Here is a 16170-nt window from a genome sequence, read left to right as displayed (position 1 = left end):
CGCCGTGGCACTCATCCGGTCGACCGCCGTGCGAATGACGGCCCAAGAGCAGGGCGAGCGGGAGAAGACGCCGCGCATCACTGGCGAAGAAGACCAGGAGGTCCGGCAACATCTCTTCGGTCCCGGACAACCCGAGAGCGCGGGGAACGCCGGTTGCCGCGGAACACGTTCGGTCATATCGCTCCACACCCACCTGCCCGGTTGATACAATTCGATGCGACACAGGGGTCCCGCAGGGGGCGGTTCATGGCGGCATCGCCCGTGACTCCGCCTGCCTCGACCGCCAAAGGGCCACGAAGTCGGGAGCAGTTCATGAGTTCGAGCAGCGATGTCGCTTCGATTTCCAGGGCCGACGGTCCAAGGAAGGGTCGCCGAGCCCGCCAGGGCGTGAGGACGCTCGTCGTCCTGGTCGCGTGCTGCGGGGCAGTCCTTTGGGCCTGGCGGCATCTGTCGGAGAACAACGACCCGGTGCTCATCGAGGCCCGAGCGATCCAGAAACAGGCGATCGGTGCCCTCCAGTCCGGCGAGCCGACCGAGCGTGTGACCGCGATCGTGGCGCTGGAGCGTCTCAACGCGGGGGACAGCTCGGTCGCGATTCACCCGCTGATCGCCGCCCTCGAGGATCACGTGAGCGACGTCCGCCTCGCGGCGGTCGAGGCCCTGGGTTCGATTGGCTCCAGCTTGGCGGAATCGGGATCTGGCAGGGAGTCCTTACGCGATGCGGTGACGTCCCTGATCCGCCGCCTCGAGGATTCGGATCCGGCGGTCCGGCTCGCGACGGTCAATGCCCTGGGATCGGTCGGTTCCTGTGCGCTGAAGTCAAAGTCGAGATCGGGCGATGAGATCGTCCAGCCCGCGGCGACGGCCCTGATCCGCCGCCTCGGGGATTCGAATCCGGACGTTCGGTCCAGGACGGCGACCAACCTGGGATTAATCACCTCACCGAGGTTCGTCATCGGGGCGACTCCCCTGATCGATCGCAAGGCCGTCATTCACGCGCTGATCGGCAGGTTGGACGATCCCGATTCCGGGGTCCGGCTCGCGGTGATCCAGGCCATCTCCTCGCTTCCTGACGAAAACGGCGACCCGCACCGAGAGCTTGCCGAGAGCCTGAAGGATCAGGAGTCCAAAATTCGTAGGGCAGCCGTCAGCGGCCTGAGCCCATACCGACAGGGGCTCGATCCATGGGTCCCCATCCTGCTCCGGCTCGCCGAGAACGACCCCGATCCCTCCATGCGTGACCATTGCCTGACCATGTTGAGCTTCGCGTTCAAGTCACCCGCCGTCACGCCGAACGTCATCCCCGTTTTGATGCCGAGCTTGAAGAGCGCGGACGCGAAGGTGCGGAGCCAAGTTGTCCGGCTGCTCGGCGAATTCAAGGCCTACTCCGCCGGCGCCATCCCAGAATTAGTCCGCATCCTGAACGAGCCGTTCGACCCCCAGTCGGCACCATACCGGGGTCCCTTCAACAACCTCGAGCCCGCCAGCGAGGCCGCTTCGGCGTTGGGCCAGATCGCTCCACGGACCGCAAAGGCGAAGGAAGTGATCGCGGCCTTGATCGAGGTTGTGCGCTCGGGCCCCATCAGCCGACGCGGCTGGGCGGCCGTCGCCCTCGGCCAGTTCGGGCCGGCGGCCGAGGAGGCGGTCCCCGCCCTCATCGGCTTACTCGAAGATTCCTCGCATGCGAATTCTTTTGAGCGACAGGAATCGGCCGCCATGGCACTCGGCATGATCGCGCCAGGGAAACCATCGTCGGACCGGGCCATCGCGGCCCTGCGGCCCGTCCTCCAGTCCGGGAACTGGAACTCCTGCCTCAGGGCGGTCGAGGCCCTGGGCCTGTTCGGGCCGAAGGCCGCGGCGGCCATCCCCGCGATTCGCGAGATGAAAACCCATCGCTCCGGCGCGGTCAAGAATGCCGCAGCGAACGCCCTGCTCTCCATCGAGGATGAGAGCACCCCGTGAATGCTCCGTCGTCAAGCCTTCGTCAAGGGCTTACAAGGCATGGGAATGGCAACCGCCGATCGGTGTGCGATGGCCTTCGAAGGGGGAAAACGACACCACACCGAATTGACAGGGGCGGACGGAATTCCCCTCAGAGCGACGCGTCCACGGCGGTCGGCTCGCCCTTGGCTCGCATTTCGAAGAGGTGCTGCAACATCGCCAGGTGCATGCGCAAGTGGTAGAACTCTTCCATATAGCTGAGGGGCACTTCGATGTAGGCGACCTGGTGCTCGATCTCCTTGAGGCGGGCGAGTTCCTCGTCCATCTCGGAGGCGGAAAGGCCGGCGGCGAGCCTCTGGTCGATCTCCCTGAGGTCGGAATACCAGAGGTAAATCTTGCGCCTGGCTCGCCAACGCATCAAGGGCGGGGTAGCTCTCAAGAGCGGCATCAGGAGCATGATCAAGGGGATGAGCATCACCTTGACGCGGTCGGCGAGGGAGGCCAGCCAGAAGGGGAGCAGGCGCTGGAGGACGGGCGGGCCTGACTTGTAGAAGTGCCTGGCGTCTTCGCTGACGGGGAGGTCGCAGAAGGATGAGGCGGGAAACTCGCCGGGCTTGGAGATCTCGTCGCCCTTTCCGTGGATGCGGGTCGCGGTGGTGAGCAGCAGCGGGACGAGCGCGGGGTGGAAGTCGTTGCGGACGACGAGCATGGCGGTGGGGGCGAGCAGGGCGACGTCCCGGGCGGGGATGTTGCGGCCGAGGTCGACCAATCCGGCCGGCAGGGTGGCGGGGGCCAGGAAGCGGAAGCGGCGGTGGTAGGCCTCGCGCTGGCCGAAATCCATCAAGGTCACATGGGGATCAGTCAGGAGGGCCTGGACGTATTCGGCCTCGAAGGCGGCGACGATGAAGGCGGCATCCAGCTCTCCCTTCCGCAGCACTTTGGCGGCATCGGCGACGGGCCCCTGGACCAGGACGGCTCGCGGGTTCCCGGAGGAAGTCCCAGATTCGACCAGGCCGTTGGCCGCGAGCAATTGCATGGCGATCGCGTGGGTGCCGCTGCCCGTCGGGCCGACTCCGATGCGCTTTCCGGCGAGCTGGCTGAGGCGTTCGATCGGCTTCTCGCCGCGGTGGAAGACCCAGAGGGGCTCGTGGTAGAGGCTGCCCAGGGCCTGAAACCGCTGCACATCCTGCGGGCCGGCCAGGCCGCTCTGGACGATGGCGACCGCCACGCCCGAGTCATCCTGCCCCAGCAGGCTCAGATTCTCCACCGAGCCCGCCGTCTCGCGGACCTCCACGGTCAGGCCGACCTTCTGCAATTCCTCGGCGTATCTCCGGGCATATCGGTGATAGGCCCCGTCTCGTCCGCCGCTGGCGATGACGACTTTGCGAGGGGGCGGCGGCTCGACGAAGATCAGATAGGTCGCGATCAGCACGGCGATGCAAGATCCGAGGATCCAGATCCAGGCGCCCAGCGCGGTCTTTCGCCGCCTGCGTCGCCTGACCGTCGTCGCGATTGGCGTGGATGAGGAACGCAAGGACCGATCTCCTGGAAGCGCCGCGAGAACATTGATGAACGTCAAGAATGCCCGACGATGGAGGCGACGCCGAAAAACTCGGGGGGTAACGTCAAGTCGACTCAGCGATCGTCGAATTCGGTGCGGCGTTCGGGCCAGGGTTTCTCGGCCCGCGCGTTCATCTGATCCGTCGAAGGCCAGGATCCCAGCTTCACGACTGCTGAGTTGACGCCAAGCCTCAGCGAGGCTGACAGGCGGATTCAGCGTTCTCAACGTCGAAGTCTACAGCGGATCATCGGCTCGGGAAACGCCGTCCTTCGTCTTCATCCCAAGGGTTGTCAGGCCGATGATCCGCCCGAGGGGGACCATGGGAAAAACCGCGGATGGTCGATTCCTCGACCCGCTCGCGGTCCTTCGCAATCCTTCACTTCCTGCTACAATCGGCCTTCCTCGCTTGAGTCGATTTGAGTGTGCGTCGATCAGGACTGAGCTGACGAGTCTCCGCCGCCCCGCGACTGAGAACCCCGAGCCCCGGCTTCGGCATTCGGACGACCTATGAACGAATCGGTCCAGTCATCCCAGTTCGACGAGCGTTGGTTCTCGACGGCGTTGAGGAGCATCGGCGACGCCGTCATTGCCACCGACGGGATGGGCCGGATCCTCTTCATCAACCCGGTCGCCGCGTTCCTCACCGGCTGGACGGCGGCCGAGACGCGCGGCAAGGCCCTCGCCGAGATCTTCCACGTCGTGAACGAAGTGAGCAGGCAGCCCGTCGAGAACCCGGTCGATCGGATCCTGGCGACGCGCCATGACGTGAACCGCGCGAGCCATCTGGTGCTCATCTCCCGTGAGGGGACGGAGAGGCCGATTGAAGCCAACGGCGCACCGATCGTCGATGATCAGGAAACCATCACCGGCGTCGTCCTGGTGTTCAGGGATGTGACCGAGAAGCGACAGGCCGAGGAGGCCAACGAGCGCCTCGCGGCCGTCATCGAGTCGTCCGACGACATCATCGTGTCGAAGACCCTGGACGGCATCATCACGAGCTGGAACGGGGGGGCCGAGCGGCTCCTCGGATATTCCGCCGACGAGGTGATCGGCCGGCACGTCTCGATGCTCATGCCGGCGGAATACATCGAGGACACCGAGACCATCCTCAGCCGTGTGCGACGGGGCGAGAAGGTCGACCACTATCGGTCGAAACGCAGGAGGAAGGACGGCACCATCATCGACGTCTCCCTCACCGTCTCCCCGGTCAGGAATTCGGAAGGCCTGATCATCGGGGCCTCGAAGGTCGGACGGGACGTGACGGAACAGATAAGGGCCCACGAGCTAAACGAGCGACTGGCCGCCATCGTCGAGTCGTCCGACGACATCATCGCTTCGAAGACCCTGGACGGCGTCATCACGAGCTGGAACAAGGGGGCCGAGCGCGTCCTCGGATATTCCGCCGGGGAGGTCATCGGGAAGCACATCTCGGCGATCATGCCGCCCGAGCTGGTCGAGGACATGCCGAAGATCCTGGAGCGGATCCGCCGAGGCGAGCGGATCGACCACTACCACACGAAGCGCATGCGGAAGGACGGCGTCGTGATCGACGTCTCCCTCACCGTCTCGCCCATCCGAGATGCTCAGGGGCGTGTCATCGGGGCGTCGAAGATCGGTCGCGACATCACGCAGGAGAAGCTCATCGAGGCCGAGCGTCAGGAGGCCGAACGAAGGAAGGACGAGTTCCTGGCGATGCTGGCCCACGAACTCCGGAACCCGCTCTCCTCGATCAGCACCGCGGCGCATCTTCTGGGGCAGCTCGAGACCGAGGAAGACCTCGTCTGGGCCAAGGACGTCGTCATCCGGCACGTGAAGCACCTGGCACGCCTGATCGACGACCTGCTCGATGTCTCTCGGATCTCGCGCGGGAAGATCAGCCTCAGGAAAGAGTGCGTCACGCTCTCGCCGATCGTCAGCAGCGCCGTCGAGTCCGTCCGCCCGCTCCTGGAGGAGCGTAAGCACGAGCTGAATCTGTCGCTCATCAACGTGGGCCTGAGGCTCGATGCCGATCCCCTGAGGCTCGAGCAGATCCTCATCAACCTGCTCACGAACGCGGCGAAGTACACGGACGCCGGCGGGAAGATCTCGCTCTCGGCGCGGCACGACGGCCCCGAGATCGTCATCACCGTGGAAGACACCGGCATTGGCATCGCCCCGGACCTGATGCCACGGATCTTCGAGCTCTTCTCCCAGGGCGACCGGACGATCGCGCGGTCCGAAGGGGGCCTGGGCATCGGCCTGACGCTGGTCCAGAAGCTGGCCGAGATGCACGGCGGGAGCGTCGTCGCCCTGAGCGACGGCCCCGGCAAGGGGAGCGTCTTCACGGTCCGTCTGCCCGCCATGGACGAGTCGACCCCGCAGCAACCGCCCCGACCGTGGAGCTTGCCACGCGTCGCCCGGCCGAGTTCCAGGGTGCTCGTCGTCGACGACAATACCGACAGCGCATCGGGTATCGCGCGACTCTTGAAGCTCCTCGGGCACGACGTCAAGGTGGCCTACGAAGGCGAAGCCGCCATCGAGGCCGCCCGTGCCCACCATCCCGAGATCATCCTGCTCGACATCGGCCTTCCCGGCCTGGACGGCTACGAGGTCGTGAAGCGCCTACGGTCGGACGAGTGCTGCAAAGACTCGCTCATCATCGCCGTCACCGGTTACGGCCAGCCCGAAGACCTCCGGCGGTCGAAGGATGCGGGGTTCGATCATCACATCGTGAAGCCCGTCGATTACGAGACGCTCATGTCAATCTTCACGACGCAGACGATCTAGCCGATCCGTTCCTCGCCACTCGATACGTCCGCAACACGATTCCTCCCCCGTCGAGGAGGTCGCGGTTCTGTCGAACGCCAGGATCTCGGCCTCGGGCTTGCCGGGGCGACGCCAGGTCTGAACGAGGTTGGCGGACAGGTTTCAGGTGTGTGAAACCTCGCCGATGACCAGGGGCGAACGGCCGGCCCGGCGAAGGCCTTTCGGGCAAATCGCCGGGCCGGTTGGCTGGATGCTCAGGAGCGGGCGATGGTGCCGGCGGCGCCTTCGGGGACCTCGGGGGAGGTGTAGTCGAACCAGCGCTCGTCGTACTCGATCCGGCGACGCTGGCGCATGGCCAGGTTGCTGGTCAGGGCGATGACGGCGTCGGCAAGGGCGACCTCTCCGCGGCAGCGGGGGCGGTGCTTCTCGTCGGCGTGATAGTTGGAAGCGTCGCCGTGGCGGATGCAGTAGGCGAAGTGCTCGAGCTCTTCGCGGTAGCCGCGCGAGGGGTCGGCGGTGGCCAGGCCGCCCAGGCTGGAGGCGGCGGAGGGGCCGGCGGCGGTGGGGCTGGCCTCGACGGTGGGCTTGCCGCCGGCCTTGGTCTCGACGGTCACGGAGGTGGTGCGGGAGGGGCCCCCGCCCGACTTGTTGCGGTCGGCCTCCTTGAAGAGCATGATCTCGCGCTCCTGCTCGACGATCATCGTGCCGCGGGTGCCCATGACGGTCTCGCCGTAGGGCTCGAACGCGTTGGTGTTGATCGACGAGTAGGTGACCACCACACGGTCTTTGTCCTTCGGCCCCTCCTTGCCGGGGAACTCGAAAGTGACGAAGACGTGGTCGTCAACCTCGCGGCCGTCGCGGAAGAAGAACGAGCCGCCGACGCCGCTGACGGAGAGCGGGTGGATCTTGCCCAGGAAGATCGAGCAGGCGTCGAGCTGGTGGCTTCCCAGCTCGGCCATCAGGCCCGCGCCCGTCCGATCGTAGAGCCGCCAGCGGATCAGCTCGTCCAGGCTCTTGTAGCCGTACTTGGCGAAGTCGATCTTGCTGTCGGCCTCGGGGATGTCGGGCTTCCAGGAGTCGTAGTAGCGGACGTTGCCGGCGTCGTCGCGGAGGTAGACGGGGTCGCCCTTGCCGTCGTAGCGGAGCTTGCCGTCCTTGTCCTTCTCGATCATGGGGATGGCGTTGTTGCGGTGCCAGAGGGCGCGGATGTGGCGGATCTCGCCGAGGTGGCCGTTCTGGACGAGGTAGTTGGCGTTGTCGTACAGGGCTGAGTAGTGGCGCTGGTGGCCGATGGCGAGGAGCCTGTTCTTGTCGTGCGCGGTGCGGACCATCTCCTTGCACTCGCCCACATTGTGGGCCATCAGCTTCTCGCAGAAGACGTGCTTGCCGGCCTTCATGGCCTCGATGGCGATGGGGGCGTGCAGCCAGAGCGGCAGCGCGATGACGACCATCTCGACGTCGGGGTCGGCGAGCATCTCCTTGTAGTCGGCGTAGCTCTTGAGCTTTGCGACGTCGTCCTTGGTGTAGTCCTTGTGCTTGGAGAATTCCTCGCGGGCGCGGGCCTGCTGGCTGGGGCGTGCGTCGCAGAAGCCGATGTAGTTGACGTATTCGCGGTTGTGGTCGCGGATCATCGCCTGGCAGCCTTCGTTGCCGGTGCCGATGATGGCGGCGCGGACGGCGGGCTTGTCCCCCATCTTCTCGTAGCCGAAGTAGAAGGCGCCGGCGGCGGGGACGGCCGCGGCGGCCTTGAGGAAGTCGCGCCGGGTGGAGCCGATCACGACGTTGGCGTTGTCTCGGCCCAGGGCCCGCTGCTCAGGCGTCAGGTACATGGCTGGATCCCTCTGGGTGATCGTGTCGGATCGGTTAGGCTGCCGGGCGGATGATCAAACGAATCGGGACAATTTAGACTGACGATGCGAGATCGCGTTCGGCTCGCCGCTCGGCGGCACGCATGGCGCGTCGGCGGGCGAAGCGGCCGAAGATCAGGGCATCCAGGCCGACCCAGAGGCCGCTGGGGGTGCTGGCGACGACCAGGCAGGCCAGCAGCTCGATGAGGTTCTTGTTGACGATCCAGTAGTGCCCCTCGCTGTTGGGCGGGCTGGGCACGCCCGGCCAGGGGGGAAGGCTGAAGTAGAACATGGCCAGGAACCAGACCAGGCCGAGCGCGGCCACGGGGGTGAACAGGCCGAGGATCATGCAGGTGCCGAAGATCACCATCGCGTACTTGGTCGTCAGGTTGATCTGGTCGACCTGGGTCGGCGGCGGCGCGAAGGGTGCGACGGCCTTGGCCTGCTCGGGCGTAGCCAGCTTGACGATCGCGTCTTCCAGGGCACCCCCCATGGCGTCGAGCGGGGCCACCAGCTCACGGCGGTCCTTGTCCAGGTCCTTGCGTGAGGACGCGGCTCGTTCGCGCTCATACGACATGGACCCGGGGTTGGCCTCGATGGCCAGCACCTTGCCGAGGTCGGACTTGTACTTCTTGCCCTTCTCGGCGTTCTCCTTGGCCTGGAACCAGTCGTCGGCCTTGGCCTCGGTGTCCTTCAACTCGGCGTCGAGCCGGGCACGCTGGGCGCCGTCGTAGCCGTAGTGGGCGGCGATCTGATCGGCCCGCGTGTGCCACGACTTCTTGAGGGTATCGAGGTCGAGCTTGCCCAGGCTGTCGACGTCGGGCACGAGGTTGCGGAAGTGCGAGGCGAAGGGGCCCGCGGAGCCGCGCAGATAGCCCTCGGCGCTGAAGGTCTTGCCCCCCTCGTTGACCTTGAACTTGTCGAGCCCTTCGTAGAGGAAATGCCAGCCGATGGCGATGCGCAGCAGCACCAGGAAGAGGGCACCGAAGAAGCCGGGGTAGTAGCGTGCGGTGGTCGAGGCGGCCAGGGTCTTGCTCCTTCCTCACGAGACGGGGCGGGCCCCGGGGAGATTGGGGCGGCCCCGGCGGATCGGTTCGGCGGGAGCGGGCCGGGCGAGCGTGTCGCGCGGGTCGGCCCGCCGGGAAGACTAACTCAACGGGATGAACTTGGGAACGAAACGGCGAGGGTCGACGGCGTCGGGGTCGGGGACGAAGTCGGCGTCATCCAGGCCGAACGATCGCAGGCGGGGGGGGGCGCCGGGGGATTCGGGGGCCAGGACAAACAGGGCCGAGACGCCGGGCCTGGCCTCGATCACGGAGGCGGAGGCGTCGGGCCCGAGCAGGTAGAAGGCGGTCGAGAGCGCATCGGCCTCGGCGGCGTTGGGGGCCAGCACGGTGACCGACGCGGGCGCATCCTGGGGGGGCTCGCCGGTGCGCGGATCGATGATGTGGCCATAGGTCCTGCCGCCCGACTCGAACCGCTGAAATGCGTCGCCCGAGGTGCCCATTCCCCTGTTACGCACGCGGAGGGTGCCCAGGGGCAACTCGGGTGCAAAAGGATTGCGGACGGCCACGTCCCAGCGTCCGCCGAACTGCCCCGGAGGCGACCCGAGCGCATACAGGCTCGATCGTCCGCCATGCACCAGGGCCCCGGTCGGCCACCAGTACTTGCGGATCAAGTCGACGGCCCGGTCGATCGCATACCCTTTGCCGATGCCGCCGAGGTTGAGCACCACGCCCGGCCGGTCGAAGGCGATAGTGTTGCGCCCCGCGTCGAGCCGCAGGTGATGCTGGCCGGTCCTGGCGCGGGCGTCGGCCAGGTCCTCGGGCGAGGGGACACGCCTGGGACCGCGGGTGAACCCCCAGGCGGCCGAGAGGGCGCCGGAGGCCACGTCATAAGCACCGCCGGTGGCGTGCCCCAGGTCGATCGCCGCCCGCAAGAGCCGCGCAAGGCCGGGCTCGATGGCCATCGGCCCGAGATGCGCCGTCGCATTGATCCGACTGATCTCGGAGTCATCCCGGTAGACGGTGAGCTGGGCCTCGAGCTCATCGACCACGTCGAGGGCGAGCGTGGCCAGCTCGACGGCGCCCGGGACGGCCAGGCCGAGCCGGACCTCGAAGGTGGTACCCATCGCGGGACGGCCTGCGCGAACGAGGTCGCCGGCCTGGGGCGCCACGGCGGTGGGCATCGACGGAGCCTGTCCACCCAGGTTCGAGCCGGGCCGGAACAGGCCTCGGCGCGAGACACGTCCGCGCGACGATCGGGGCTGGACGCCATCCGGCCTCATCGATGACACCCGCGAGGGGAGGTGGGGAGGGACGACCTGTCGAGACTCCAAGTTTCAGTATACCCAGCCGCCCCCCCGTTGGAAGGGGGCCGGCGGTTTGGGCCGTTCCCCGCCGCCTCATCAACCGACGCGGGTGGTGGCAGATTGGCGGGGCCCGCGGTAGAGTGTGCCCCTTCGCGCGATCACTTCTCGGGTCGCCTCTGGCGCAAGGCCGCATGCATTCTTTGGAGCCCACATGAACCCGGTCGACCTGGGGATCATCGTCGCTTATATCGTCGGCTGCACGCTGCTTGGGAGCTGGCTAGGCTCCTCGGCCAAGGGCTTGAAGGGATATTTCCTCGGCGAGAGCAACATCCCGGCCTGGGCGGTGATGATCTCGATCGTGGCGACCGAGACGAGCACGGCGACGTTCCTGAGCGTGCCGAGCATCGCCTACAAAGGGGACTTCAGGTTCCTCCAGCTGGCGATCGGCTACCTGTTCGGCCGGCTGGTGGTGTCGACGGTGCTGCTGCCGATGTACTTCAAGGGGGAGATCTACACCGCCTACGAGGTGCTGGACCAGCGGTTCGGCGGGGCGACGAAGACGCTGGCGGCGGTGCTCTTCCTGGTGACCCGCACGCTGGGCGACGGCCTCCGCCTGTTCCTGGCGGCGGTCGTGATGCGTGACCTGTCGGGTTGGGACCTGCCCGCGTCGATCGTGGTGATGGGCACAGCCACCATCATTTATACCTATCTGGGAGGGATGAAAGGGGTCATCTGGACCGATGTCATCCAGTTCTTCATCTATATGGCCGGTGCCCTGGTGGCTCTCTGGATCCTGGTCCACCGGATCGACGGCGGCTGGGAGGCGCTGGTGAGCCGGGGGGCGGCGGCGGGCAAGTTCCGGATGTTCGATTTCACGTTCGACCTCACGCTGCCATACAGCTTCTGGGCGGGCGCGGTGGGCGGGATGATCCTGAACACGGCCACCCACGGGGCCGACCAGATCATGGTCCAGCGTTACCTCTCGGCGCGTTCCGAGCGGCAGGCGGCGGGTGCCCTGATGGCCAGCGGCCTGGTGGTCTTCGCGCAGTTCGCCCTGTTCCTGCTCATCGGCGTGGCGCTCTGGGCATTCTACCAGGACCACCCCCCGGCCCTGCCGCTGGGTCGCGACGGCGAGTTCTCGTCGTTCATCGCGCACGAGTTACCGACGGGAATCCTGGGCCTGGTCGTGGCGGCGATCTTCTCGGCGGCGATGAGCACGCTCTCCAGCTCGCTGAACGCGTCGGCCTCGGCGACGATCAATGATCTGTACCGGCCGCTGCACCCCGGGGCGAGCGAGGCCCACCTGCTCCGGCTGTCGAAGGCCATGACGGCGGCCTGGGGCCTGGCGCAGATGGGCGTGGCCTTCGGGGCGATCGGCCTGAATGACAACGTGGTGAGCCTGGCCCTGAAGATCGCGTCGTTCGTGACGGGCATCATCCTGGGCCTGTTCCTGCTGGGGGTCTGGACGACCCGGGTGGGGCAGGCGTCGGCGTTGGTGGGGTTCGTGGCCGGGCTGGCTGCGGTGTCGTACGCCGCATTCGGCACGGCGCTCGCGTGGCCCTGGTATGCGCTGGTGGGGTCGTCGACGGTGGTGCTGGTGGGGCTGGCGGCCAGCTACGTGCTGCCGCCCTGGTCGCCGACGGCCGCGTCTTCAACGCCCAAATCCTGAACCCGGTTTACCTTGCAACGGAGCCTCCCGCGATGGTCCAGCTTGCCGCACGAGGCCGCCTTCTGGCCCTGGGCTTATGCCTGCTCGCCCTGATGATTCCGGTCCACGCGCGAGGGGACCTGAGCGAGGTGCCGCCGGGCGACGTGGGCATGGACGCCGCGCGGCTGGCGCTCATCGACGGCGCGGTGAACAAGGCGATCGCCGCCGGGCAGGTGCCGGGGGCCGTTGTGCTGGTGGGCCGGCACGGGCAGCTCGTCTACGCCAAGGCGTCGGGCAAGCGGGCGACCGTCCCCGCGATCGAGGCGATGACGCGCGATACCGCCTTCGACCTGGCCTCGCTGACCAAGCCGGTCGCGACGGCGACCTCGGTGATGATCCTGGTCGAGCGCGGCCTGATCCGGCTCGACGAGTCGATCGTGAGATACCTGCCCGAGCTGGACAACCACGGCAAGAAGGGGATCACCGTCGGCCACCTGCTGCGACACAGGTCGGGCCTGACGCCCGACAACTCGATCGCCGACTATGCGGGGGGGCCGGCCGAGGCCTGGAAGAAGATTGCCGAGCTGCCGCTGGATGCGCCGCCCGGCGAGCGGTTCGCCTATTCCGACGTGGGGTTCATCGTCCTGGGCAAGCTGGTGGAGCGGGTCTCGGGCCGCACCCTGGACTCGTACGCACGTGAGAACATCTTCAAGCCCCTGGGGATGGCGGACACCGACTTCAGGCCGACGGCCGGCCCGGCGGCCGCGGTGCCCGCGACCCGAATCGCCCCGACCGAGCCCAGCGGGGGCGCCGCGCCCCTCAGGGGACTGGTCCACGACCCGAGGGCCAGGAAGCTGGGGGGCGTGGCCGGGCACGCGGGCCTCTTCTCCACCGCCGACGACCTGGCGGCCTACGCCGGCGCGATCCTGGGCGGCGGACAACTGCCGGGGGGCAACCGGGTCCTCGGCCCGCTGTCGGTCAGGGCGATGATCGACCCGGCGGCGACCCCGGTCGGCCAGCGTCGGGGGCTGGGCTGGGACGTGTCGACGCCGTACAGCTCGCCGCGTGGGGCCTTGTTCGGGCCTTCCAGCTTCGGCCATACCGGGTTCACGGGCACGAGCCTCTGGATGGACCCGGAGTCGGGCGTCTTCGTCATCATCCTGGCCAGCCGCCTGCACCCCGACGGCAAGGCCCCCTCGCCCATCGCGCTGAGGCGCGAGGTGGCCACGCTGGCGGCGGCCTCGATCGTCGACGGCCCCCCCCTGATCCCGACGCCCGAGCCGACGCCCGACCCGGTTGTCGCAGAGGCCCCGGCGCCCGCGGCCGAGGGGAAGCGTGTACCGGTCCTCTGCGGCGTGGACGTGCTGGCCCGCGATGGCTTCGCCCCCTTGAAGGGGAAGCGGGTCGGCCTGATCACCAACCACACCGGCCGGTTGCGCGACGGGACCCCGACGATCGACGCCATTTTCAAGGCGCCCGAGGTGAAGCTGGTCGCCCTGTTCAGCCCCGAGCACGGCATCCGGGGCGTCGAGGACAAGCCGATCGTCGACGACGATGTCGACGCCAAGACCGGCCTGCACGTCCACAGCCTCTACGGCAAGGAGCGCAAGCCCTCGCCCGAGCTGCTGAAGGACCTGGACGTGCTGGTGTATGACATCCAGGACATCGGCACCCGATTCTATACGTACACGAGCACCATGGGCCTGGCCATGGTGGCGGCCAAGGAGCGAGGGATCCCGCTCCTGGTGCTCGACCGGCCCAACCCCATCGGCGGCCTGGCCTTCGACGGGCCGGTCCGTGACGACAAGTATGAGTCATTCATCGCGCACCACGCCCTGCCCGTCAGGCACGGGATGACCCTGGGCGAGCTCGCACGTCTTTTCAACGTCGAGCGCAAGATCGACGCCGACCTGACGGTCATCGCCTGCGAAGGGTGGCGCCGGGGCGATCTGTACGACCGGACGGGCCTGATGTGGGTGAACCCGTCGCCCAACATGCGCAGCCTGACCGAGGCCCTGCTCTATCCGGGGGTCGGCCTGCTGGAGGCGACCAACCTCGCCACGGGGCGCGGGACCGACACGCCGTTCGAACGCGTGGGGGCCCCCTACATCGAGCCGATGGCGTTCGCCCTGGCCCTGAACGACCTGGGCCTGAAGGGCGTCCGCTTCGTGCCGATCCGGTTCACGCCCACGGAACGCCAGTTCTCCGGCAAGGAGTGCGGCGGCGTGTTCATCGCGATCACCGACTGGTCGTCCTTCGAGCCGCTGGACCTGTTCCTCGGGATGGCCACGACCCTGCGTTCGACGTATCGCGACGCCTGGGAGCCGGCCAACCTGGAGAAGTTCATCACCGATGAGGCGACGTATCGCGGCATCGTCGATGGCAAGGATCCCGCGACCATCAGGGCGGGCTGGAAGGCGGAGCTCGAACAATTCGCCGCTGTCCGCCGGAAAGCCCTCATCTACCCCTGATCTGTTCCAGCTCAGACGGGCGTCAACCAAGGCCACCGCAGCCCGAGGTCCGAACCAAGATGCGTCTCCCCGGCCCCCGACGACACTGGCGGATCGCCCTGCTTCTGGCCTTGCTGCCGGTGCATCCCGACATACGGCACTCGCAGGCACACGCCGAGCAGCCCGTGGACGCGCCGCCGTACCGGCCCAACATGCTGCTGATTGTCTGCGACGACCTGGGCGGGGGGTTGCTCGGGATCGACGGCGACCCCCGGGCCGCGACCCCCAGGCTGGATACACTTGCCGGGCAAGGAGTTCGGTTCGACCACGCCTATTGCAACGCGCCGGTCTGCACGGCCAGCCGCGCCTCGTTCATCACGGGCCGAATGCCGCACGCCGTCGGGGTCACGCAGCTGATCACCCCCCTGCCCGAGTCCGTCGTCACCCTGGGCGACTGGCTCGGCGACCTGGGGTACGACACGGCCGCCTATGGCAAGATGCACTTCAACTCGAATCTGACGCACGGTTTCTCCCATCGGCTGGACACCGCCGACTGGGCCAGGGACCTGAACGCAAGGCGCCCCGGGGCCACGCAGGCCCTGAAGCCGTTCCGCCCGTTCAACGACCCCGCGCCCGTCTGGCTCAACGCCGCCATCGAGCCCGTCGACCTGCCGGGCGCCGACATGGAGTCGACCTACATCGCCGACCGGGCCATCGAGTTCCTCCGCGCCCGCCGCAAGAAAGGGGACCAGACGCTGGACGAAGGGCCCGACAAGCCGAAGCCGTTCGCGCTGGTCGTCTCGATCCAGCAGCCCCATTCCCCGTTCAAGTTCCCGCGCGACTGGCCACGCCGGATGAAGCCCGACCAGTTCAACGTTCCGGCCGTCTCCGAGGCCGATCTGCGCGACCAGCCCAAGGTCTTCTCGAAGCTGACCGACGACGAGAAGCGGAGGATCATGGCCTCGTATTACACGGCCTTGTCGTACGCCGACGACCAGGTCGGCCGGTTGATCGACGCCCTGGACGACGCGGGCCTGGGCCGCGACACGGTGGTCGCCTTCGTGGGCGACAATGGCTACATGCTCGGCCAGCACGGCCGGTTCGAGAAGCATTGCAGCTTCGAGCCCGCCATCCGCGTCCCGCTGCTCGTGCGCTGGCCGGGCCACCTGAAGCCGGGCGTCCGCGTGAATCCGCTCGTTGAGCTGGTCGACCTGTTCCCGACCCTGACCGACCTGGCCGGTCTGCCTGACCCGCCCGACCTGCACGGCAAGAGCCTCGTCCCGCTCTTGCGAGTCCTGCCCGACGCCGAGGGTCGCGCGTTCATCGTCAGCGAGTATACCGAGAACGAGGAGGCGGTCGTCCGCACCCAGCGCTTCAAGCTGGTCGTCGGCACCGGGCGTCGCCAGAGGCAGGACGGCTACGCCACCGGCAGGCCCCTGCCCGGCCCTTACGAGCACCTGTTCAACATGCGGGACGACCCCGACGAGACCCACGACCTGATCGACGACCCCGCCGCAACGCCCGCCCGCGACCGCCTGCGCCGGGCCCTCTTCGACCGGATGGCCACCACCCGTGGCAACGCCCCGCCGATTCCCGAGGGCCTCTCCGAGATGGATGCCATCCGCTGGTGCCTCGTACCCCGCGACCACCGCGAGCCGTGAGGCGAT

At 67.5% G+C, this 16170-nt stretch carries 9 protein-coding genes; 5 read left to right on the top strand and 4 right to left on the bottom strand.

Features of this window, described 5'->3' with window-relative positions:
- Positions 1 to 153 precede the first annotated feature (153 nt).
- Positions 154 to 1962: a sister chromatid cohesion protein PDS5 gene (locus EP7_RS13415; RefSeq protein WP_463528348.1), complete on the top strand. Its 1809-nt coding sequence runs from the start codon at positions 154 to 156 to the stop codon at positions 1960 to 1962.
- A gap of 130 nt (positions 1963 to 2092) precedes the next feature.
- Here the strand turns inward: EP7_RS13415 and EP7_RS13410 are convergent, their stop codons facing one another.
- Positions 2093 to 3475, bottom strand: a complete 1383-nt coding sequence (locus tag EP7_RS13410; protein WP_463528347.1) for a TAXI family TRAP transporter solute-binding subunit — start codon at positions 3473 to 3475, stop codon at positions 2093 to 2095.
- A gap of 534 nt (positions 3476 to 4009) precedes the next feature.
- Between EP7_RS13410 and EP7_RS13405 the strand changes: the two genes are divergently transcribed.
- Complete coding sequence (locus tag EP7_RS13405; RefSeq protein WP_463528346.1) at positions 4010 to 6268, top strand: PAS domain-containing hybrid sensor histidine kinase/response regulator; 2259 nt, start codon at positions 4010 to 4012, stop codon at positions 6266 to 6268.
- A gap of 233 nt (positions 6269 to 6501) precedes the next feature.
- Here EP7_RS13405 and EP7_RS13400 read toward each other — a convergent pair whose 3' ends face one another.
- The 3 genes from EP7_RS13400 to EP7_RS13390 form a co-directional block, all read right to left on the bottom strand.
- Positions 6502 to 8076 carry a Gfo/Idh/MocA family protein gene (locus tag EP7_RS13400; RefSeq protein WP_463528345.1) on the bottom strand — a complete coding sequence of 525 codons (1575 nt, stop codon included), beginning with the start codon at positions 8074 to 8076 and terminating at the stop codon, positions 6502 to 6504.
- Between the two features lie 73 nt (positions 8077 to 8149).
- Complete coding sequence (locus tag EP7_RS13395) at positions 8150 to 9064, bottom strand: DoxX family protein (protein WP_463528344.1); 915 nt, start codon at positions 9062 to 9064, stop codon at positions 8150 to 8152.
- 177 nt (positions 9065 to 9241) lie between these two features.
- Entirely contained in the window at positions 9242 to 10282 is a 1041-nt protein-coding gene (locus tag EP7_RS13390; RefSeq protein ID WP_463528343.1) for an FAD:protein FMN transferase, read from the bottom strand.
- Positions 10283 to 10616: 334 nt separating this feature from the next.
- On the opposite strand from EP7_RS13390, the gene EP7_RS13385 reads away from it, so the two are divergent.
- The 3 genes from EP7_RS13385 to EP7_RS13375 are packed head-to-tail and all read left to right on the top strand — an operon-like array spanning position 10617 to position 16164.
- The gene (locus EP7_RS13385; protein WP_463528342.1) at positions 10617 to 12074 is read left to right on the top strand and encodes a sodium:solute symporter; all 1458 of its coding nucleotides are present in this window, start codon (positions 10617 to 10619) and stop codon (positions 12072 to 12074) included.
- 32 nt (positions 12075 to 12106) lie between these two features.
- The gene (locus EP7_RS13380; protein WP_463528341.1) at positions 12107 to 14524 is read left to right on the top strand and encodes an exo-beta-N-acetylmuramidase NamZ domain-containing protein; all 2418 of its coding nucleotides are present in this window, start codon (positions 12107 to 12109) and stop codon (positions 14522 to 14524) included.
- Positions 14525 to 14583: 59 nt separating this feature from the next.
- Positions 14584 to 16164: a sulfatase family protein gene (locus EP7_RS13375; protein ID WP_463528340.1), complete on the top strand. Its 1581-nt coding sequence runs from the start codon at positions 14584 to 14586 to the stop codon at positions 16162 to 16164.
- Positions 16165 to 16170 lie beyond the last annotated feature (6 nt).

The sequence above is a fragment of the Isosphaeraceae bacterium EP7 genome, from assembly GCA_038400315.1.
Taxonomy (GTDB): domain Bacteria; phylum Planctomycetota; class Planctomycetia; order Isosphaerales; family Isosphaeraceae; genus EP7.
The sequence above is the reverse complement of the archived record's forward strand: the minus strand, read 5'-3'. Positions and strand labels throughout refer to the sequence as shown.